21 protein-coding genes and 1 pseudogene are annotated in these 22,733 nt (G+C 36.5%); 10 read left to right on the forward strand and 12 right to left on the reverse strand.

Annotated elements, in window-relative coordinates:
• The 7 genes and pseudogenes from FHL05_RS12585 to FHL05_RS07875 all read left to right on the forward strand — a co-directional run.
• Positions 1-281 (forward strand): hypothetical protein (locus FHL05_RS12585; protein ID WP_238706880.1); only part of this gene is annotated, 281 nt, incomplete at its 5' end.
• A gap of 250 nt (positions 282-531) precedes the next feature.
• A complete protein-coding gene (locus FHL05_RS07850) occupies positions 532-1,524 on the forward strand; it encodes a ketopantoate reductase family protein (RefSeq protein ID WP_153522412.1) in 993 nt (330 codons plus the stop codon).
• A gap of 114 nt (positions 1,525-1,638) precedes the next feature.
• A complete protein-coding gene (locus tag FHL05_RS07855) occupies positions 1,639-2,646 on the forward strand; it encodes a D-2-hydroxyacid dehydrogenase (RefSeq protein WP_153522414.1) in 1,008 nt (335 codons plus the stop codon).
• Between the two features lie 247 nt (positions 2,647-2,893).
• Positions 2,894-5,314, forward strand: a complete 2,421-nt coding sequence (locus FHL05_RS07860; RefSeq protein WP_153386151.1) for a hypothetical protein — start codon at positions 2,894-2,896, stop codon at positions 5,312-5,314.
• 558 nt (positions 5,315-5,872) lie between these two features.
• Complete coding sequence (locus tag FHL05_RS07865; protein WP_153386149.1) at positions 5,873-6,997, forward strand: 5-methyltetrahydropteroyltriglutamate--homocysteine S-methyltransferase; 1,125 nt, start codon at positions 5,873-5,875, stop codon at positions 6,995-6,997.
• 237 nt (positions 6,998-7,234) lie between these two features.
• Positions 7,235-7,639 carry a YxeA family protein gene (locus FHL05_RS07870; protein ID WP_153386147.1) on the forward strand — a complete coding sequence of 135 codons (405 nt, stop codon included), beginning with the start codon at positions 7,235-7,237 and terminating at the stop codon, positions 7,637-7,639.
• Positions 7,640-8,045: 406 nt separating this feature from the next.
• A pseudogene (locus FHL05_RS07875) lies at positions 8,046-9,421 on the forward strand (MDR family MFS transporter).
• A 61-nt stretch (positions 9,422-9,482) separates the two neighbouring features.
• Here FHL05_RS07875 and FHL05_RS12730 read toward each other — a convergent pair.
• The 11 genes from FHL05_RS12730 to FHL05_RS07920 all read right to left on the reverse strand — a co-directional run bounded on the left by FHL05_RS12730 (position 9,483) and on the right by FHL05_RS07920 (position 18,809).
• On the reverse strand, positions 9,483-9,617 hold the full coding sequence (locus FHL05_RS12730; RefSeq protein WP_272950462.1) for a hypothetical protein: 135 nt from the start codon (positions 9,615-9,617) through the stop codon (positions 9,483-9,485).
• A gap of 200 nt (positions 9,618-9,817) precedes the next feature.
• Positions 9,818-11,287, reverse strand: coding sequence for an MFS transporter (locus FHL05_RS07880; RefSeq protein WP_153386145.1), 1,470 nt, complete (start codon positions 11,285-11,287; stop codon positions 9,818-9,820).
• A 168-nt stretch (positions 11,288-11,455) separates the two neighbouring features.
• Positions 11,456-12,268 carry a metallophosphoesterase family protein gene (locus FHL05_RS07885; protein WP_272950463.1) on the reverse strand — a complete coding sequence of 271 codons (813 nt, stop codon included), beginning with the start codon at positions 12,266-12,268 and terminating at the stop codon, positions 11,456-11,458.
• A gap of 49 nt (positions 12,269-12,317) precedes the next feature.
• On the reverse strand, positions 12,318-12,731 hold the full coding sequence (locus tag FHL05_RS12590; protein ID WP_238334009.1) for a PHP domain-containing protein: 414 nt from the start codon (positions 12,729-12,731) through the stop codon (positions 12,318-12,320).
• A complete protein-coding gene (gene hisJ / locus FHL05_RS12595) occupies positions 12,700-13,164 on the reverse strand; it encodes a histidinol-phosphatase HisJ (RefSeq protein ID WP_238334008.1) in 465 nt (154 codons plus the stop codon). The genes FHL05_RS12590 and hisJ overlap by 32 nt, the downstream gene beginning before the upstream one ends.
• Entirely contained in the window at positions 13,164-14,171 is a 1,008-nt protein-coding gene (locus tag FHL05_RS07895) for an ABC transporter ATP-binding protein (protein ID WP_153386143.1), read from the reverse strand. Before FHL05_RS07895 ends, hisJ begins: the two co-directional genes overlap by 1 nt.
• 4 nt (positions 14,172-14,175) lie before the next feature.
• Positions 14,176-14,952 (reverse strand): ABC transporter permease, encoded by a 777-nt coding sequence (locus tag FHL05_RS07900; protein ID WP_153386141.1) that lies wholly within the window; start codon positions 14,950-14,952, stop codon positions 14,176-14,178.
• A gap of 8 nt (positions 14,953-14,960) precedes the next feature.
• Entirely contained in the window at positions 14,961-15,716 is a 756-nt protein-coding gene (locus FHL05_RS07905; RefSeq protein ID WP_238706881.1) for an ABC transporter permease, read from the reverse strand.
• Between the two features lie 87 nt (positions 15,717-15,803).
• Entirely contained in the window at positions 15,804-16,886 is a 1,083-nt protein-coding gene (locus FHL05_RS07910) for an ABC transporter substrate-binding protein (RefSeq protein WP_153522416.1), read from the reverse strand.
• Positions 16,887-17,163: 277 nt separating this feature from the next.
• A complete protein-coding gene (locus FHL05_RS07915) occupies positions 17,164-18,093 on the reverse strand; it encodes a DUF7916 family protein (RefSeq protein ID WP_153386136.1) in 930 nt (309 codons plus the stop codon).
• Between the two features lie 71 nt (positions 18,094-18,164).
• Positions 18,165-18,809 carry an SDR family oxidoreductase gene (locus tag FHL05_RS07920; RefSeq protein ID WP_153386133.1) on the reverse strand — a complete coding sequence of 215 codons (645 nt, stop codon included), beginning with the start codon at positions 18,807-18,809 and terminating at the stop codon, positions 18,165-18,167.
• Positions 18,810-19,028: 219 nt separating this feature from the next.
• Here FHL05_RS07920 and FHL05_RS07925 point away from each other — a divergent pair, with 219 nt between their 5' ends.
• From FHL05_RS07925 to FHL05_RS07935, 3 genes are all read left to right on the forward strand, one after another.
• The gene (locus tag FHL05_RS07925; protein ID WP_153386132.1) at positions 19,029-19,451 is read left to right on the forward strand and encodes a MarR family winged helix-turn-helix transcriptional regulator; all 423 of its coding nucleotides are present in this window, start codon (positions 19,029-19,031) and stop codon (positions 19,449-19,451) included.
• Between the two features lie 12 nt (positions 19,452-19,463).
• Positions 19,464-20,402 (forward strand): nucleoside hydrolase, encoded by a 939-nt coding sequence (locus FHL05_RS07930; RefSeq protein WP_153386130.1) that lies wholly within the window; start codon positions 19,464-19,466, stop codon positions 20,400-20,402.
• Positions 20,403-20,645: 243 nt separating this feature from the next.
• Positions 20,646-21,557: a PLP-dependent cysteine synthase family protein gene (locus FHL05_RS07935; RefSeq protein WP_153522418.1), complete on the forward strand. Its 912-nt coding sequence runs from the start codon at positions 20,646-20,648 to the stop codon at positions 21,555-21,557.
• 36 nt (positions 21,558-21,593) lie between these two features.
• On the opposite strand, the gene FHL05_RS07940 is transcribed toward FHL05_RS07935, so the two are convergent.
• Positions 21,594-22,721, reverse strand: a complete 1,128-nt coding sequence (locus tag FHL05_RS07940; protein WP_153384971.1) for an acetylornithine transaminase — start codon at positions 22,719-22,721, stop codon at positions 21,594-21,596.
• Positions 22,722-22,733: the final 12 nt, after the last annotated feature.

The following is a 22,733-nucleotide window of genomic DNA, read 5'->3' on the forward strand; positions in this document are numbered from 1 at the left end:
TTCACTCCTGTTTGATTTGGTTTGGTTGCTTAAATCTTAACACGAGAACAGTGATGTTCTTTTTTTATCTAAAAGAGAATAAAAAACTGGCGTTGATTTATTCATCAACACCAGAAAGTTTAGAACCGAATAAATCAACTTGGCAGCCCTTTTTGATCCCTTTATCAATCTCTCACGGGTATCACAAAGTCCAAGTTGATATACAAAATAATGACGACGACAATAATAATCAAATTGTTAAGCATTGTGATGACCCCTTTTCATTTCAAAAATTAGAATAAAATTAAATTGAGTTCAGAATACTATCAGATCAATCAATTGTCAATAACTTTTTATTTTTTAGTAAAGCGATTTTTTCAATCGCAAAATCACTGATATAAAAGTTTTTAAAAATAATTTATGTAATTAAATATACTATTTAAGGGCGTGAAAAAAGATTACTTTATGTCATTAAATTTGATTAATTTTTAGTTGACTTTTTCTAATTATCGTCTAATAATGCAGTTACAAAAAATTTTGGAGGCGGTATTTATGAAATACGCAGTATTAGGTGCAGGTGCAATGGGTTTACGATATGGTGTTCTTTTGCAGGAAGCAGGCTTTGATGTCGACTTTGTCGAGATTTGGCAACCACAAATTGACAAAATTAACGAACAAAATGGCGTCTTTGTTTCCCGTGATCACGTGAATAAGCATTTGGTGCCCGTCAACATTTATACCCCCGAAGAATACAACGGTGATCCTGACGTGTGGATTGTCTTTACTAAGCAAATGCAATTGGCCGATGCTTTGAAACGAACAGCACATGCCTTTAAAAATCATCAATATGTCGTTTCACCAATGAATGGTATGGGACATATTGAAAAACTCAATCAATATTTTGATAAAACTAGAGTCATCGGAGCTACCGCTTTGATTGGTACTGTTTTGAATGGTCCTGGGGATGTTGATTTCATTGGAGCAAAAGGTGCCGGTAGTATGAATATGGCTAACGAAACTGAAAAACCTGATGAAATGACGCATAAAATTTTTGATGATTTCAAAAAATCCGGCTTGAATCCTGTTTTGACAACTAACTTCTTGGGCACTTTGATGGCCAAAGTTATTTTCAATTCAGTCGTTAATACTTTGTGTACGATGTTTGAAATCCAAATGGGCGAATTCATCCAATCACCAGTCGCTAAAAAATTGAGTCAACAATTGATCAATGAAGCCTTTGACGTCTGTGAAAGAGCTGGCATCACTTTGTTGAATACTCGTGAAGAGGAAATGAAATCAGTTGAATATGTCAGCAGCGTTTCCAATCCTTTGCACTACCCTTCGATGTACCAAGATATGTCAAAGGGTCGTAAAACTGAAGTCGACTATATTAACGGCTATATCTATCAATTAGGATTAAAATACCATTACGAAGCTAAAACACACGACTTCTTGCGTAATTTAGTTCACCTGGCAGAATTCTCGCGTGATTTCGATGTTGACGCCTTAGAAAAATCTGTCCTTGCAACAGAAATGGTAAAATAAATTCAAATTTTCCCTTTCTTTTCTTTTTGATTGAGTTAAACTAAATAACAATCAAATTATTAAAAATAACTAATTTGATGAATAATTTTTAATAAATCAGAAAGAGGGATTGAAATGAAAATTTTTCTATACGGAATTCGACCAGATGAGGCAGAATACTTAAAACAGTGGAATGCCCTTAATCCGGATATTGAAACTGACTACACAGACCAAATATTTACCGACGAGACAGTCGATTTGTCTAAGGGCTATAACGGCGTTGTACTCTTGCAAACGCAACCCTATACACGAACAGCCTTGCAAAAGTTGCATGATTTTGGCGTAAGTAAAATCTCTGTTCGTAACGTTGGTTTGGACGGCTTCGACTTTAAGGATCTCCGTGACTTAGGATTTTCATTGACAAGTGTCCCTGTTTATTCACCCAATGCGATTGCTGAACACACAACTAGTTTGATTCTGAGATTGCTCAGACGTGTCCCAGAATTTGATAAGAAATTCGCTAATGCCGACTTCCGCTGGTTCCCTACGATTGGTGAAGAAATCAATGGTAAAACAGTCGGTATCGTAGGTACTGGTCATATTGGGTCAGTCGTTGCTAGACTTATGATGGCTTTTGGCGCTAAAGTCGTTGCTTATGATATTAAACCTAACCCTTATCTAGAAAACTTGGGAATTTATGTCGACAGTCTCGATGAAGTCTTGAAACAAGCCAATATCATCACTTTGCACACTCCGCTAGCAAAAAGAGATATTCATATGATTGACGAAGCCGCTTTTGCAAAAATGAAGGATGGCGTTATCTTTATCAATGCTGCCCGTGGTGGCTTAGTTGATACTGATGCTTTGATCAAAGCCTTAGACAGTGGCAAAGTTGGCGGTGCTGGCTTGGATGTTTTGGAAAGTGAAAATGACGTCTTCCAAAAGAAATTTGATAAGATTTCTGACGTTAAAGATCCTCAATTCCAAGCTTTGCTCAATCGTGACAACGTCATTATGACTCCTCATACAGCCTTCTATACTACGACTGCTGTTCATAATATGGTCTTTGATTCTTTGAATGACAATGTAAAGATGCTGACCGGTAAAGCTCCTAAATACCCAGTTGATATCAGTGAAAACTAACAATAAAAATTTAACGGTCGTACTAGTTCTTAAAAGAATTAGTGCGACCGCTTTTTTGTTCTTTTTATAAATATAGTTATCAGGCATATATACAATGAGTATAGAATAATATATCAAAAAACAATATTTTAATTTTCGATATAGGCTTTTTTAATATGTAATCAAGCTATAATTAAATCGTCAAAGAACCATTAATTTATGTAATGGCTTTCATTTTAAATAACTATAAGGGAGGTAGTTATTAACTATGAAAATAAAATTACTCATCGTTTTAACTAGTTGTTTACTCTCTTTAATTTTGCTTAAATTTTGCGATAGTTATAATTTTGTTTTAGCAGATGATACTGATGAACAAAGCGCCATTGATTCTGCCCCCAATGGACTCGACATTAAAAATTACTTTTCCGACATTGTGAATCCTAAAATGAATGGCAGCAATTATCGTGATCCATTCACTGAAAATAATGCTCACATAAGAAGCAAAACTGGTAGTTCTACTCAAAATACTATTTTATCTTTAGCCAGTGAACCTAGTGATACTGGAGCAATTTGGTCTGATCCAGATACAGGAAATGCTTTTGATATTTCAAAAAAGCAGATTATTTCTGCTTGGTTATACTTTGGTCCTTATAATATGGATAAAAATAAAGAGGGCGAAGGCATTGCACTTGTTCTTCAAAATGATCCACGTGGTGCCTACGCTATGGGAGCTGGTCGTGAAGGACTGGGAGTTGATGGTTACGATAAAACAACTTTTGTAAAGGGTCTCCTAACTAATTCCGTTACTTATCCTACCTCTCAATATTTAGTTAATACCGCTGTTTCTAACAGTGTTGCGCTTGAATTTGACAGCCACACTAACTCATCGAATACAAAAGACAGTGCTCCTATACGATATAAATCAGGAGTCTATCTTAATTATGATTATTCTTTAGATGCTTTCGACACTACTGATTTAACAATAAAAGCTCCAGCAGGTTTCCCAGCTAATACAAGTTTAGGTGCTGGAGATAGCGGGTTTGGTCATATCTCTTTAACATTCCCAGGAACATCTGAATCCTATGCTTTTACAAATCGAATCACTAGTGAAAATAATGATTATCAAAATTTTGAAAAAGCAACTTCCCTATTTCACACTGAAAATACTCCAGCTTATTTGATAAATGGTACTGACTCTCAGGGAAATACAACTTATTGGCATCATGTCACTTTAACTTGGACTCCTGAAGATTCAAAGCTTCATTATGCCTTTAATGATAAAGACATTGATGGTACCACCGTTCCTGAAGGTGGTGGCGGAAAACTTTCTAAACGGATAGATAAGAATATCCAACTAAATCCAGCAATTTTTAATTTACCTGCCGGACAATCAAAAATTCGTTGGGGTTTTACTGGTGCCAATACAGCTACAAGTGGCGTTCCCAGCAAATTAGTCGTCCTCGAATCAATTCCCGCTTTGTTAAACGCTACAGCAGATTCCACAATTTACGATCAAACACTCGATAAAACGATTACTAACGATTCAACTGATTATTTCGTTAATGATGGCGATAATGTCGATTTGAATTACAACTTAAAATACGATATTGGTAATATCAGCTGGCAAGGAATCACCGCTACAATAACCTTGCCGCCACACTTTACGCCCATTGCTGGAAATATTGGCACCATCACTTATGGAAACGGCACAGTTGAAGATTTAGCAGACAGCGATATAAAAGACGGTGTTTTGACTCACAAATTAACCAAACCCATTGATACCAACGCCAAAATCGTTATTCATGGCAAAGTAGATAACAAAACTTTGACTGATTACCATATCACGTCTAAACCTGCCAAGTTTGAAGGAACCAACGATATCACCTCGACTGCTACGCCACCGTTTACTATCATGTTCATTCGGACATGGAAATTAAACCTCAAGCAACAAAATCCAATTGACCTGCTCTATCAAGAAGAAAACACCAAATTAGATTTACCCACCGATTTATCCTATGATGAGGATCACAATTTCCTAAAAGATGACCCAATTCATTATGATATTAAAATAAATAACTACGATTTCACATATGATGCTACTGCTCAATCTGAAACGAGTACTTCTAATACTCCAATTCCATTAAAGCAGGTCATTGATGCAAAGGATAGCAATCTCTTTTGGAATATTTTTCAAATGAATACGACACAAACCATTTATGTGACGGCTAAAGACAAAGACGGAATAACTTCAAACACCATTCCCTATACTGTCAACGTTTTACAAAACCATCTGTTGAAACTCTCCGTATCGCCGAACATTGATTTTCAAACCATTGTTCAGTCCAATTCAAAAAAATTAATCAAACGTCAAAATAATAATTTTAATTTATCCGTTATAAGTTTAAGAGAGCCCTGGCAACTAACCGCCACCGCAACTTTATTAGCGGACAACAAGACAGATTTTAAAGGCAATCTCGTTTTTAAGAATAATCAAACTACGCAAAACCTCTTAAATTCCCCTATTGATATTTACGAAGATTCCACCTCAAGCGATACTGAAAAAACAACCAATATATCAGGAAATTGGAGTAATGATTCTGGCATTCTTTTAAAGCAAACAAATCAAAATGAAGCCGGTCAATACCAGGGAACAATCACTTGGACATTGGGTGATTATCCAGTGTTATAACGGTGCAATCATTATAAAAAATCAAAAATTGAGTTTGACAAAATAAAAATCAGGGTGTAAATTAGCACCAATCAATAATTAAAGAGTATTTAATCTAATTAGACGTAGAAAAGAAGAGTAAATCAATTAGTAGTTTGAAAAGTGACTGTCAGATAGTGAAAAGGCAGAACCAACGTTGATTGAAGATGAGCTTGGAGTCTTACCTAGGTGCAAGCCAAAGGTACGCAAGGATGCGATATCATCCCGGACATATTAGTGTCGTTGAGGTATTTTGTGAGAGCAAAGTATAAATTAGGGTGGTACCACGGTGATCGTCCCTACATTGCAGAATTATTCTGTATATGTAGGGACGATTTTTGCGTTCTCTTAGTGGTTTCACCACTTAGAGAACGCAAACGGGGGCGTCTAAATGACGCCCGTGAATCATATTTTATAAAATCAGTTCCCATGCCCTTTGCCCCTTTCACTCCTTAACCCCACCTACCACATAAAAATCCCATCCCACTCTCCCAAAAACCAATCCAGATTAAATAACCAAAATCAGGAGGAATTATAGATATGACAGTAAAAACAGCAAACAAAATCGGCTTTCAACATGTAGGAAGCTTCCTAAGACCAGACGTATTAAAGCAAGCTCGTAAAGACTACGCAGCTAAAAACATCACCCAAGAAGAATTAACAGAAGTTGAAGACGAAGCTATCAAAGATCTCGTTAACAAAGAAGTTGACGTTGGACTAGATTACGCAACCGATGGCGAGTTCCGTCGTTCATATTGGCACCTCGACTTCTTCTGGGGACTTGAAGGCGTCGACCACATTCATTATGGTGAAGGCTACCACTTTGCTCATGAAGAAACTCGTGACGACACCGCAATCCTTTCCGGAAAAATCAAATTCAATCCTAACCATCCATTTTTAAGACACTTCGCTTACTTAAAGTCATTAACTGATCAATTGGATATTGAACCAAAGCAAACTATCCCTGCCCCTTCACAGCTCTATATCGAATTGATTCGTGGCACTAATGATGAAAAAATCAAAGAATTCTATCCTAATCTAGACGATTTATATAAAGATATTGAACAAGCCTATCACGATACGATTATTGCCCTTTACGACGAAGGAGCACGTGTAATTCAACTTGATGACTGCTCTTGGGGACTTTTCCTAGACGATAACTTCTTAGCTACACCTGATGGCAAAGCCTATGCAAACTCTGGTATCCAAGATCTTCTCTTGGAGCTCAACAACAAAGCTATCGAAAATATTCCGGCGGATTTAACTATCAATACTCACGTCTGTCGGGGCAACTATCATTCTGATTTCGCCTTTTCTGGAGGCTATGGTCCAGTCGCTGACACATTATTCGCCAAAGAAAACGTCGAAACATACTTCCTAGAATACGATTCCAAACGTGCTGGTAATTTTGAACCACTAGCCAAAGTCTCTGGTGATAAAAAAGTTGTTTTGGGCTTGATTACGACTAAGTCAGGTGAACTCGAAAATCGTCAAGATATCATCGATCGAATTCACGAAGCTAGCCAATTTTTGCCACTGGATAGACTTTGGTTATCAACTCAATGCGGCTTTGCATCTACCGAAGAAGGCAATGTCCTAACTGAAAAACAAGAATGGGACAAACTCAAATTAGTTAAGTCGATTCAAGACGAAGTTTGGGGTTAATAATAATTGATAGCGCTTTCAAAACGAACTATAATATAAGTAGAAATAAAGTTTATAGAAAGTTGGAGGCGCTGATCATGATGAAACTTATCGCGGCATTATTCAACAAAATTGTAGACTACACATTGAATTTCGATTGGTGGTAAGCCGGCTTACAAATCTGTAAGAATAATGTAAGTAGAACAAATGTAGAAATATCAAGAAAACTCTTAAAATACTTGTCAGGAGGTAATCCAAATGAGAAGTTATTTAAGGGTTTTTCTTTTGGGGATTTTTTTATTGGGATTAGGTTATTTAGGAGGTTGTTTGTACGCTAAAAACAATACCAGTGAAGTAGCTCAAATATTCAACAAATTCAATATTTTAGCAAAACGAGAATCAAGATACGTTAGAATCGACAATAAAAACGCTAAAGACAAGGACGGTTATGGAAACTACACCTATAACCTTAAAAGCTATGATAAAAAAGGAAAAGAAGCTCCCATTTCATTCACAGGAATGGGAAAATTGAAATCCGGCCATTATTTGAAGATTGATACTAAAGGTAGTTATGTTTATACCTATAAAGAAGTTTTTAAAAAAGACATTCCAAGTAATATATTTAAGAGAGTGCAGATGGGACGCTCAGCTCACGAAGACTAAGACAATTTTACGGATTGCTCGCGCACTTTGCGAGTGATTTGTGAAATAGGCTTAACCGCAATGAGTTGCTCCACCGGAACTCGTTTTAATCAGAGAGTGGAACAGGGGCGCTCAGCTTCCGGAGCCTAAGACAATTTCACAGCTTGGCTGCGAAGCAGACGAGATGGGAAATAGACTTAGGTGTAGGAAGTTGCCCCTGTGTAACTCGTTTCCACTATTCCGCAAAAAAACGTTTCCTTCACAACAACAATTATAATATCCACCAATCCTAGGCGACCTTAATCCAACGAAGATTAAAGTCGCCTATTTCTATACGTATATCCCAACTAAATTTGACCGAACCAAGTTAAATAACTAAAATAAATAAGTTAATACCATATAACAAATATATTTAGGAGCACCATATATGTCGAAACAAATCAAAAAATCACTTTATATCATGGTCTTCGGAACCTTTTTCGGCGTTTTGTGCTCAACTTTAATGAACACTGCTTTACCAACTTTCATGCGCGTATTCAACGTCAACTCGTCAACAGTTCAGTGGCTGACAAATGGATACACCTTGGTAAATGCCATTATGATTCCAACAAGTGCCTACTTTATCAAGAAATTCTCCTTTAGACACCTCTTCATTGCCTTTAGTTCAGTCTTTCTAATCGGAACTATTTTAGGAGCAGTCGCCAATTCATTTATGCTCGTTATTATCGGACGAATGATTCAAGCTATCGGAACTGGTATGATGATGCCTCTAGTCAACGTCTTGGCCATGCAGTATACGCCAAGAAACAAGCAAGGAGCCATTATGGGAATTATTGGATTGGCCCCTTTAACTTCTCACCCATTATTGGCCCAACGCTTTCAGGAGCCATCTTACAGTACTTCCCTTGGCAATATCTTTTCATTATGATTTTGCCTTTTATCATTGCCGTCGTCTTATTGTCGATTTTCTTCTTGCCACAAGTCGAAACCAACGAAAATCCCAAATTCGATACGCCTAGTCTGATTACGATCAGTTTTGGCTTGCTCTTCTTGCTAACTGGATTCTCCAATATCGGTCAAGCTAACCTCTTTACCTTCAACGTTTTAGGCTACACAGCTATTGGATTAATTTTAATCGCCATTTTTGCTGTTATGGAAAACAGAACAGCTAATCCGATTATTAATTTCGAAATTTTTAAGCATTCACAATTTACCTTTGCAACTGTTATCAATATGTTAATTGTTTTAACGATGTATGGTAACACAATCCTTTTGCCATTGATGATTCAGAACATTCTCCACAAAAGTCCATTAGTATCAGGATTAGCTCTCTTACCTGGAGCTGTTTTGACAGGATTCATGTCACCTGTCAGTGGCAGATTCTTCGATAAGTATCCCATCAAACGAATCGTTGTTACTGGTGTGTTAATTGATTGCTTCGGTACCTTTTTACAAGCTGTCATCGATGTTAATGCTTCAGTTTTAATGCTGACATTAGGTCAGACAGTTCGTCAATTAGGACTAGTCTTAATTTTGATTCCTATTCAGACCCAAGCTTTAAGCGACTTACCTAAGAAATATATTTCTGATGGCGTAGCTACTTTCAATACTCTCAGACAAATCGCAGCATCTTTTGGAACAGCAATTATTATCGCCGTTATCACTTTAGCTGATAAAATTGCAACTGGCAGTACGGCTAATCAAGCTATCGGTATTCAAGCCGGATTTTTAGCCTGCTTAGGATTTTTGATTATTGCTTTTATCCTAACTTTCAAGTTGCACCGTTCTGATTTAGTTGATTAATAAATTCAAAAAAAGAGCCAGCAGAAAAATCTGCTGGCTCTTCGTTTATATTTATCTAAAATTACTTAGATTCTTTAGTTTCACGGCTCTTCAAGAAATCAAGAACAGCTTGTGTGTTGGCACGCTTTGTGGCACCATTTTTTTGGTTTACAGGACGGCGGTGGCCAGTCATACCTTTATGTGTATTTTGTGACATCTAAAAAACCCTCCTTCCCGTTATGCAATTTAACTTATTTTATTAACCCTATTATTGTAAAGGAATCAAAATGATTTTTCAACCTATATTTTAAGTTCTTCAACATAACTTTTTCTAATAAAAAAAGCCAATCAATTATCATCTTGATTAGCTTTTTTTTCGTATCAATTGCTTTCTAACTGAAGAACTACGCGATTAGTTTATTCAGTTACAGTACTTTCATCTTTAGCTTTTGAAGATGCAGTTTCTGTTTCTTTTGCACTAACTGTTTCTTTGCTCTTATTATGCACGCGGAATGCTAATATGAATCCGAAAACAGCTAATATTAATGTAAACACAAATCCGTAGTGAGCGCCATTGGTAAATGCCAATTTGGCAGAATTTCCACCATTAGCAAAGTAATTAGCTTGGCCGGTACTCAAAAGAATTGTAGCAATACCAGTTGCGACGGCACCAATAACTTGTTGGAAAGTATTGATGATAGCTGATCCATCAGCTGACTGGAATGCATTTAATGAATTTAAACCATATGTTTGTGAAGGTGACATAGCAAGTGGAACACCAATCATCAACACAATGTGAGCGGCAATGATGTAACCAATAGAACTATTTGAACTACTGAAGATAAACATTGCAGAACCAATAATTGAAATCAAAAATCCTAAACGTGACATTAATTTAGCACCGATTTTATCGTATGCACGACCGGCACCAAATGATACGACCGCATTGATAACTCCACCTGGCAACATGATGATACCAGTTAGAGCAACAGCTACGCCAAGACCATTTTGTAGGTACATTGGCAATAAGTACATGGCCGATAAGGTAATACCGAAGTTGATCATTACTAGAACAGAACCAGTAACGAATTCAGGTTTCTTTAGAACTGTAAAGTCCAAAGTTGGAACTTCTGCATGAAGCTGTTGTCTGATGTAAACAACTAAGAAGACCAATCCCACAACTAGGGAAATTAACGCAATCGTCATATTCTTACTTAAGAAACTAATACCAAAGACAATCAAACCAAAACTGATAGTTGAAAGGATAATTGCTAACCAATCAACTTTTGGCTTTGTTACTTCAAAGACATTAGTCAAATTCTTTTCCATGATAGCCCAGCCGATAACTAGGAACACAATAAATGATGCGAAAATGAATCTCCATGAAAGGACACCCAGGATAATACCAGAAATTGTAGGTCCAATGGCTGGTGCAAACATAATAACTAAAGCGGCCATACCTAAGGCTCCACCAAGTTTGTTAGGTGGGAAAATTCTCATAGCAATCGAGAACATTAATGGCAAGATAATACCTGTGGCAATACCTTGAATCATACGTCCGACCAAGAGAATTGGGAAGTTCATCGCAATAGCTGAAATAAGTGAACCAACGATGAAATCCAAGAGACCAAATCTTACCAACCCACGAGTTGTAAAGTGTTTAGTCAATAAACTTGAAAGTGGTAGAACAATCGCAATTACAAGCATATAACCTGTAACTAACCATTGTGCAGTGCCTGTTTCAATATTAAATGCTTTCATAATAGATGGGAGTGCAATATTCAATGAAGTTTCACTGAACATTCCAACAAATCCACCGATCAGAACACCCAATAATGATAACGTTGGATGAAGAGGTTTTGTATTAATTTGTTGAGCTTTACTCATAATTACCTCCGTTTTGTTGCAACAGTGAATTAATATACCAGAAAAAAAATTAATTCGTAAGGCTTTTTCAGAAATATTTTTATATTTTTCAAGTAGATTACACAAAAAAGACTGAAATCAGTGAATAGATTTCAGTCTTTTCCTATTTTATTGTCGTTACATATTGTACTAAAAATTGATAATTTTACGTTCAATTTTATCGTTATACAAGTCGATTTGTAGCACTCCTCGTTCTAGATGCCCGTATGTATTATAACCTGTAACGTTACCATAATTTAGAGATACGTTATTCCAAGTACCCGAGAAGTTGTTATCGTGATCATGTCCTGCAAACAAGGCTTTTATTTTTCCAAAATTAACAATTTCATAAAATAAGCCTGAATTAATATCTGCAGAGCAAACTTTCTCATCATAACTACCTGAAACTTGTTCTTTATCAACTTCTTTATACTCTGGCAATGGAATATGCATGAAGCCAACGTCAAAAGTTCTATTCGAATATTTTTTTGAAGTTTCAATATACCAATCAATTTGATGACGACCGATTGCTGCATATTGACTAACTTTTGGGTCTTTAAAATAGTCGCCACTATCCCAAACGTACAAGACGTTAACTAATTTATCGGTTTCTTCGTCGAAAATATTCAAAGTATAATTCTCGCGGTCATTAACGATATATCTATTATCGCGAACAGCTAGATGCTTCAAATGACTTTCAAAATCACGTAGATACTTGCGGTTATACATCCCTTCGGTATCATGATTTCCATAAGTGATTGCGACCGGAACATCAAATGTATTCAACAAATCATACAGTTCTTTGAGACTATCACGAGGAGCTTCATTTTCTTTGCCCCAGATCAAGTCGCCAGTAATCATGATTAAATCAAATGTATTCTCGCTCAAAACTTTTTTGATTCCAGCAAGAGTCTTTAAATCATTTTCTGTCAGTGGATATTCGCCTAAATGAATATCAGTCAGCTAGCAAATTTTAAAAGCCTTGTCTTTACTAGTATACAAGTGCATGTGGTTAATCCCCTATTTCTAAAAATTCTTGGTATCCTTGTGCAACGTTGATTGATTCATGAACATCAGCTCCATAAACTAAACGGATATTTTTTGATTTGGCAATTTTAATAATTTCCATGTATGGCGAAGGTTCTTGTTGCGTCTTGCGATTGATTCCAGACATATTGCAATCTAACAGCTCATTTTTAGAAGATATTAGATTTAAAATTTCATCAATCAGTGACTTAGTTACATCATCTTCCCAGACAGTATTTTCAGGAAGTTTCTTAATCCATTTACGATAAAGCGTGATATGACCATAGCGTTTTGGCTTATAAGCACTTTCCCACTTGATAGCTTGCAAAACCATTTTTAAATAAGCGTTAGCCAATTTAACAGGTGTTTCATATTCGTATAAGACACCCAAAACTATCATCAACGGCTCTTAAACCATGATCAGTGGGCAGAAAATGAACAGACAAAATAGCATCATCAATTTCATCGGCGTATTTTGCTAGCATCGATTCGGTCCAATCACGAAATTCCTCAAAATAATCTACTTCAAAACCAATTAAAATCTTGATTTTATCGGCATATTTAGCTTTTAAATAATTCATCTTTTCAAAATACGCTGGCAATTCTGAAAATTGCATTGCTGCAGTTTCAATGGCATGTTTTGAACCTGCAACATTTTCATAAAATTCCTTTGGCATGGGAAAATGTTCGGTGATGGTATAAGTTTTAAAACCACTTTGAATGGCTTGTTGGATAAACAGCTCCGTGTCTTCTCTTGATCCGTGAGGGCAAAATTCCGTATGAGTGTGTCCGTTCCAAGTTTTCAAATCAGTTGGCAAGTCTTTATCAAACATTATGGTTCCACCTGATAAATATCTTGCTTATTGATATAAACAGTTGTTTTCATACCTTTTTCAAATGGTTTATTTTGATTGAGCGCTTCGATTTTTAATTCAATGTCGTTCACTGAAAAAACATACTGCACTCGATTACCCAAATTGACTACTTCAACGATTTCACCTTGGCATTTAAGATTATCGCTTGCATCGTCAGACAATTGAATTGCTTCTGGTCTAATCAAATATTTTTTATCTGTAGCTAAATCCTTCATCCCCAATTGTTCTAATTGTTCTTTGGAGAATAAATTGTGCTCACCGATAAAGGTTGCCATAAATTCATTGCTTGGCTTCTTGTAAATTTCATCTGGTGAACCTTGTTGTTGGATTTTACCGTCAGAAATCACCACCACGTTATCGGCAATTGCCATTGCTTCAGATTGATCGTGCGTGACAAAAATCATCGTAATCCCCAGTTTTTGTTGATACTTGCGAATTTGATTACGTAATTCCACTCTTATTTTTGCATCTAAGGCACTTAAAGGTTCATCTAAAAGCAACAATTTTGGCTTCATAATCATCGAACGAGCGATGGCAACACGTTGCTTTTGACCACCAGATAAGTCATCAGGATAACTATTAGCCTTTTTATCCAAGTCAACTAAAGACAGCATCTCTTTAACCCGTTGAATGATTTCTTTTTTGGCAACTTTTTTAGCGCGCAAACCATAAGCAACATTATCAAAAACCGTCATATTGGGGAACAAAGCATACGATTGGAAGATAACGCCGATATTTCTTTTATTAACGGGTAATTGTGAAATATCTTGACCATCTAGCAAAATTTTTCCAGTTGCGTTCTGGTTCAATCCTGAAATTGACCGCAGAACTGTCGTCTTACCACTACCACTGGGTCCCAAAAAGACCGTGATAGCATTCTCTGGAATCGTCAAATTTAAATCGTCGATAACAGTGTCTTTTCCAAATTTTACTTGAAGTTTTTCAATTTTTAAAAATTCACTCATGAATTTAACCCTTCTTAGACTTACGTGTCGTTTTAATCAAAATCAATGAAAGAACGCTTAACATAATGAAGTAGATGATTGTCAAGACGCTTCCAGCATTACCGTTGACTTGCATAAGTCGATACATATAAATTTTTAATGTTACGTAATTTCCACCTAAGAAGAGATTTGTCAAAACGAAATCTCCAAATCCGGTAGCAAATAATAATAAAGTAGCAATTATCAAGCCTGTCTTGATATTAGGCAAAACAACATTGATAAATGATTTCACAGGACCGTATCCCAAAAGTTGCGACTGCTCAAACATCGACTTGAAATCTTTTGAAATAAAGACATTTGATAAACATTGATAAACCAAAGGCAAACTCATAACGGACAATACCAAAATCAAAATCACGATTTTAGGAACTGGCAATTCGCCGTATAGTTGAATCAACCCGGTTACCAAGATGATTCCCGGAATGATAAATGGAAGCATCGTAACAAATCTCATTTTTGATTTTAACTTCTGATTGTAGACGCTCAAATAAAAGGTCATCGGCACAAAAATAGCTAAACCGACTATTGTCGTTATTACCGACAAAACTAATGAACGAAAGATTACCATTAAGAATTCTGTATTGCCGACCAATTGAACGTACCATTTTAATGTCAGACCTTCAGGTAACAATGTATCTACCCAAGAAGTCGACAACGAGTAAACTAATGTTGCAAGTATTGGCAATAACAGATAAACGAATATTATTCCTAAGATTACTCTAGGAAGAGCTTTTTTCATCATTTCTTAATTCACCTTTCCGTAGAGGTCCGTTTTTTTACTACAAGATTACCTAAAATCACTAAGATGACCATCGTTAATCCAAAGACGACTGATAAAGCACAAGCTAAAGGAACGTTTGAATCTAATTCGCCACCGATTAATGATCCGATAATCGTTGAAATCAAAGTTATCTTATTTCCCGTTAAAGCAAAAGCTGTTTCATAAGTTCCCATCGCATTCGCAAAAAGAATCAAAAGCGTTTCGATTAATCCTGGCAAAAGAATTGGATAAATAACCTTTTTAATGAAGAACCAGTTGCTAGCTCCTAAGGTTTCTGATGCCTCTTTCCAACCGTTATCTAATTCTTCAAAAATTGGATACAAGAACAACATCCCCAAAGGTATTTCAAAAAACGAATAGGCAATAATCAAGCCGACCCACGAATACAAATTAAGCGAACCGGTCAAACTAAAGTGCATCGCTTTAGAAATAGCATTGATGACACCTGAATTCCCCAACAAAATAATCAAAGAGAAAGCCAAGGGTACACCAGCAAAACTGGAAGCTAGATTCAAAACTGTTACTAAAGATTCTTTAGCTGAATCAGAAATTTTTGTTAACGACCACGCACCAATAACGGCGACAATTTCACTTACTAAAGCGGCCGTCATTGATAAAAGCAAACTATTTGAGATTGCTTTTTTATAGTAAGGGTTAGTAAACAATTCTTGATAATTCATTACCCCAAATGAACCATCCTGAGAACTAAAACTAGATAGGATCATGACTCCGATTGGAAAAATTAACACTATGCAAATTAGTAAAACAAACAGTAATAAAAATCTGTTTTTTAAACTTAATTTCATCAATGATTACCTCTTGCTTTGAACGTCAGTTTGCCACAATTGTCCAATTTTTAAAGTTGTCTTATTCCAAACATTGTTGTCTTTTACGTGATAGATATGTTTGTAGGCACTATCTGGCAACAAGTTGTTTTCAACTTCTTTTGGCAATTTAACATTTTCACGAATTGGTCTTGCGTATCCTTTGGCTAAGTTAGTTTGACCTTCATCTGAAAGGATGTAGTCACGAGCTAATCTAGCAGCGTAAGGATGTGGAGCATTTTTATTGATGATTTGTGAGTAGCCACTCATAACGCTACCTTCACTAGGAATAGTTACTTCGTATCTCTTTTCATCGATTAAGTGACGATAGTTCAAGGCATTGAAGTCCCACATGATAGCAACGTCTACTTCACCTTTTTTCAAGTTTTGAACGTTAGCTTCAACTGTTGATAGACGGCCTTGCTTGTTCAAATCAGCAAAGTATTTCAAACCTGGTTTAATATTCTTTTCATTACCACCCATAGTTGAAGCAACAGCCAAAATAGCGTATTGACTTTGAGCACCACCAGTTGGATCACCTACGGAAACTTTATATTTTCCACTCTTGATGTCAGCCCATGATTTTGGTGCATCGCCTACTTTAACATTTTTCTTGTCGGTAATAAAAGCAATTGTTCCTGTATATCCAGTTGACCAATAACCATCGTTATCTTTAGCCCATCCTGGAATATCCTTCCAATACTTACCTTTATACTTAGCTAGAACACCTTTTGATTTAGCTGTTGGTGTCACGTTCATCCCTACGTCACCAATATCAGCTGTCCCTTTTTTACCTTCTGTTTTGAACTTTTGAATTTCTTCAGCACTGTTCATATCAGTATCAGTTTGTTTGACACCATACTTACTCTTAATATCTTTCCAAGTGCCAATCCAGTTAGCCCAAGTGTCAGGCATACCAACGGATGCCAACTTACCCTCTTTTTTAGCTTGCTTTTCAATCGTTGCCCAATCGTCAGAAACAGCAGCTTGTTTAGTATTTGAGCAACCTACCAAAGAAGTTGCAACCAATAGTAAAAGACTTGATAAAATTACTTTGTTTTTCATTTTCATTCCTCCGTGAAAAAGAATTTACCAGAGGGTTATGTATTTTTTGTATACAGATTTTGATTAATTTAACATCTACATTTTGAATTTATTTAATTAATAGAAAAATTTATATTTCTTCTTCGACAAATATCCAGAAGCATTAAGTAAAGTTTGTGTCATTTTGGTAACTTCTGCCATTTTCGCTTGCTTTTTTAAAAATGAACTATATTTTTTTATTTTTATTACTAAATTAATCGCAAAATAAAAAAACACCCACTTTTCAGAAAGTGGATGTCTTTTTTTATCGATTTATTGACCTGGCCATCCGGGCAATCGCATGCCGTTCACCACGAATAGTTTTGCTTAAAGCATAGATATTCTCAAATGGAGATTGAATTCCCCAAGCGGCGTCACCGATATGTTGAATATCAACTCCGGCAATTTTATTCCTAATTGCCACGTTTTGTATGAATTCTTTGCCTGAACCTTCTTGACTAGTTCCAATCGTACTCATCACTAAAGCACCTTTTTTATGAGCTAATTGAACGATTTTTTGCAATTCATTATCACTAAAACCGGGCACTGTTCCGACTGCTGGAACTAAAATGACATCAGCACCGGCTTCTAAAAATTCATGTACTGAATCTTCACTGACGACAGCTTCATCAACGCCGGCCCCATGCATTTTACCAGCAATTATTAATCCAGAAAATACTTCTTTAGCAACCTTGATATTTTTAGCAATCTGTTGATTCGTCACGCCAGTCCCAGGATTACCAGTCAAAACGACAAAATTAAAGCCTAAGTTCTCAGCCTCTTGTAAAGTCCTTTTGCTTGCCATGCGACCTTCTGGAATAACGGTTTTGTCTTCTGCCATTTTGGCATCTGGATCAACTGGTTCTAAGTTGACACCAATTGGACGACCAACTAATTTTTGGAGTCGTTTGATGCTTTGACCATCATGGTGAGCTTTAGCTGTTTGCAAATTATTCTCATCTGGATAAAGACCTAAGATTATTGGATTTAAAACGTCTAAGGCATTTAGCAATATTAAATCTGCCCCAAAACTAGCCGCAATTTCAGAAGTCGTAATGCCATCGAGTGGTTCATGTAAAGCCACATTTTCACTTAAGACTACTCGACCCTCACTAGCTTTGATGCTTTGTTTCAACTGTGAGCCATTCATTTTTAGCATCTCACTGGTATTAGCGCTGATCAATCGTTTAACCATTTTATTTTCTCCTTTATATAGGAAAAAGGATGCATACTATTTGTAAACATCCTTTTTCAAACTATCAAAAATTAATACCAAGCTGGTTTGTCGCCATCAGTATTAGGCTTGTTAAGACCAATTGATTCTTTCTTATATTTATCAGGATCTTGTGTAATATCAACGACGACTTGAGCAACTGACCTTCTTGAAACTTCAGTTCCCTTGAATTGTTCGCCTTTCTTAGTTACTTCGTAGTCAACTTCTGGCTTATCAGTTAACCAAGCTGGACGAATAATGGTGTAATCAAGATCCGAATCCTCAATTACCTTAGCGGCAGCTGCGTAATTTGTAATGTAGTCGCCTAAAGTCTTCTTGTTCCATTCGCCAAATTTACCGGGTACTTCATCATAAATACCCAATGTTGAAATCCAAATCAAACGAGTCTTATTTTCAGCATGCATTGCTTCAACAACAGCATGAGCTTGAGCTTCGATATTGCTGCCAGCCAAATTAGCATAAACAACATCAACATCTTTCATTGCTTCAATCAATGTTTGAACATCAGTAGCATCGCCTTCAACAGCTTCAACTAAAGTGTGCGAATCCGCAAAATCTCTTAGACGGCCAGCTTCTCTAAGATACAAACGTAAATCAGAATCGGTCGTATCTACAAAAATATGTTCAGCTAGACGAGCAATTTTTCCATTAGCTCCTAAAATTAAAACTTTAGCCATTTATTTTTCCCCCTGTGTGTAGTTTATATAGTCAAATATAAGTGAGTTTTAGCTTTTATACAAAGAATTCTCCTCACTAACTCCGTGATAATTATAACGCTGATAAAAAGATAAAAATCGAACAGGGTTAAATTGACTTTTAGTATTCACGCCAGGACTTATTCCATCAAGACATAATGTTATAATTACTTTGTATCAATGTGCTCCAAGGAGGTTTTTATGACGAGTGACGTAGCCCGTTTGATTAAAGTGGCGTCAAATGAGATTTCTCGCGACATCAATAAATTTGCTAGCAAGTATGGATTGACTGGCAATCAAGTTCAAATCATTTACTACTTAGCTAACTCTAAACAAGAGAATTCTTATCAAAAAGATATTGAAAAAGAATTCAATATCAGGCGTCCGACAGCGACCAATATTTTAAAGACTATGGAAAAAAATGGTTTGATTTTGCGCCGTTATCAAAAAAACGACTCACGTTTAAAACAAATAACTTTGTCTGACAAAGCTAAGGAAATGCAGACTGCAATCGAAAATTTTATGGATGAGAACAATCAGAAAATTCTTTCGACCTTAGGTACTTTGGAACGACACAGCTTTGTTCACGCTCTGAAAAAAATTCCCCAAAAATTAAAAAAGTGAGGTAAGGATTTAATGACTAAAGTAATTATGGATTGTGATCCTGGTATTGATGATGCGATTGCATTGACAGTTTTACTTGCACATCCCGAAAAAGCTGACTTGATTGGTGTAACGACCGTCGGTGGTAACGTGAAATTGGACTATGTTACTAAGAATGCTCAAAAACTCTTAACATTTTTAGGTTCCCACGCACAATTGGCATCTGGCCAAGCAACCCCACTAGTCAAACAAATACAAACAGCTAGTCACGTCCATGGAAAAACTGGTATGGACGGTTTCGACTTCCCAGAAAATAGCGCTGACTATCCAATCGAAAGTCATAACGCCGTTACATACATGTACGAAAAGATTTCTCAAAGCGATGAAAAAATCAATCTAGTCGCTACAGCACCACTAACAAACGTCGCTTTGTTATTGAAGACATTCCCTGAAGTCAAAGAAAACATCGAACACATCTACATCATGGGTGGTTCAACTCTTCAAGGGAATATCACTTTAGCTGCTGAGTTCAATGCTTACGTTGACCCCGAAGCAATGGATATCGTCTTTAACTCTGGCGTTCCCATCACGCTTTCAGGTTTGAATTTAACTGAAAACAAGGCCTACTTGACAATGGATGAAATTTCTAAGATTAAAGATCTTGGCCATGTCGGCGTTATGGCTAGTTCAATCCTTGATATTTATGCCGGCCACGAAAGCTCAATCGGAATGACTAAAATTCCTATCCACGATGCCTGCGCTGTTATCAGTTTGATTGCTCCAGAATTATTCACCAAGAGCACAAACTATTCCATCGATGTTTCATTAACTAATGATCAATATCGTGGTATGACTTATCCTGATCGTCGTGTCGACTCAGAAAAGAAAAATAATATCAAAGTACTTGAAGACGTTGACCGTGAAGCATTTGTGAAGTTCATCTTTGATTCAATTCAAAGTTATGACAAATAATTATTTGACAAATCATTAAAATTAATCTAATCTCAAAACATAAATTACGGAGGAATCAACTATGACAAACACAATTTCAATTCAATTAAACAGTTGTTGTTGTGGAACGCATCTTATGCGGTCCACTGGTTTGTCTGCCTTGATTTCGAGGTAAAAACTAAATCAGAATATCGTGTAAGGTGCAGATTCTCTTAATAGAGTCTGCACCTTTTTTGTATCTAATTTAGAAATGGAGAAGAGAATATGCTAGTAAAAAACATTTATCAAACGATTGGAAAAACACCTTTATTAAAATTGAATCTAGAAACTCCAAATAACGTTAACATTTATGCCAAGTTGGAAATGTTTAACCCCGGCGGCTCAATCAAGGACCGTTTAGGCGTCAATTTGATTGAAGATGGCATCAAAAAAGGCTTAATCAAAGAACACACGACTATCATTGAACCAACCGCTGGCAATACTGGCATTGGCGTTGCTTTAGTTGCTCAAAAATACCATTTGCCCGTTCAATTAGTAGTTCCAGAACGTTTCAGTCAGGAAAAACAAATCTTAATGACTGCTTTAGGAGCAAAAATCATCCACACTACTTCTGAAGACGGTATCGTTGGTGCCATTAAAAAAGCGAAAGAACTCGCTAGTAAAATCGACAATTCTTACGTTCCTTTGCAGTTTGAAAATCCAGCTAATCCTGAAGCCTATTACAAAACTTTGGGACCAGAAATCATTTCTGATTTAGCTAATCAAAAAATCGACGCCTTTGTAGCAGGATCTGGTAGTGGTGGGACTTTTGTTGGCGTCACGCAAGCTTTGCAAGAAGCTTTCCCAAATATGAAAGCTATCACTGTAGAACCTGAAGGTTCAATTTTAAACGGCGGCAAAGAACATGCCCATCGGACTGAAGGTATCGGGGTCGAATTCATCCCACCATTTTTCAAATCAATTACTGTTGACGATGTCAAAACAATTAGCGACGATGATGCTTTTTACTATGTTAAATGGTTGGCCAAAAACGAAGGCGTCTTTGCCGGCAGTTCTAGTGGTGCCGCTCTAGCAGCAGCTTTACAAGTGGCAAAAGACTTACCAGAAAATTCAAATATCGTGACTGTTTTCCCTGACTCTAGCGAACGTTACTTAAGTAAACACATTTATGACTAAAAAAACTCCACAACCTTTTTCGATTGTGGAGCACTTTTATAAGACTGATTTGATTAACTCAACGCCTTTGAATAGGTTAGCTTCATTCATGATGAGTGGTGGCAACAAACGCAAGGTGTTGTGTTTAGCTGATAAAGTCAATAAACCTTTATCATGCAATTGATTGATTACATCATTAACATTGATTGATTCATCTAGGTGAATTCCAATCATAAATCCTAAACCGGTAATATCTTTAACAGCTTGTAGTGGTTTGATTTCTTCATTTAATTTATCCCACAGACTAGCTGATTTAGTTTGAACTTGTTCTAAAAATTTTGGCGTTAATTGTTCCAGGACGCCACTAGCTGCAGCCATTGATAATTTATTGCCGCCAAAAGTTGTTCCGTGACTGCCGGGACCAAAAGCTTTAGCAAATTTCTTTTTGCCAATCATCGCACCAATTGGGGTCCCATTTCCTAAGGCCTTAGCAGAAGTGATGATGTCAGGCTCTAAATCAAATTGTTCAAAGGCAAATTTAGTGCCCGTACGACCGATACCAGTTTGGACTTCATCGATAATCAATAAAACATCATTTTCTTGGCAAGCTTGTTGAATTTTTTGGAGCCAAGCTTTATCAGCAACATAAACGCCGCCTTCACCTTGAATGACCTCTAAAATCACAGCTGCTAATTGGTCATCAATTAAATCGAGTGCTTTGTCATCATTGTAATCGGCAAATTCGACATCTGGAACCAAAGGTTCAAAACCCTTTTGAATATCAGGATTGCCAGTTAATGACATTGATCCATAAGTACGACCGTGAAAACCATTATTAAATGCTAAGACTTTAGTTTTGCCAGTATATTTACGAGCCAATTTAAAGGCAGCCTCATTAGCTTCAGTCCCTGAGTTACAAAAGAAAGCTAGCTGGTCGTCGTTACAAAGCATTCCTGCTACTTCATCTTGAATTTTGCTCTCATAAAGATTAGAAATGTGCCAAACTTTTTGCAATTGGTCAGCAACTTTTTTTTGAATGATTTCATTACTATACCCGAAGCTGCAAACTCCGATGCCACTGGTGAAATCTAAATAAGTCTTTTGATTATTATCTGTTAAATAAACATCGTGACCGTCTACTAAATCAAACGGAAAACGACTGTAAGTTGGAAATACATGTTCCATGATTATGCCTCC

The organism is Companilactobacillus halodurans (assembly GCF_009600995.1).
Classification (GTDB): domain Bacteria; phylum Bacillota; class Bacilli; order Lactobacillales; family Lactobacillaceae; genus Companilactobacillus; species Companilactobacillus halodurans.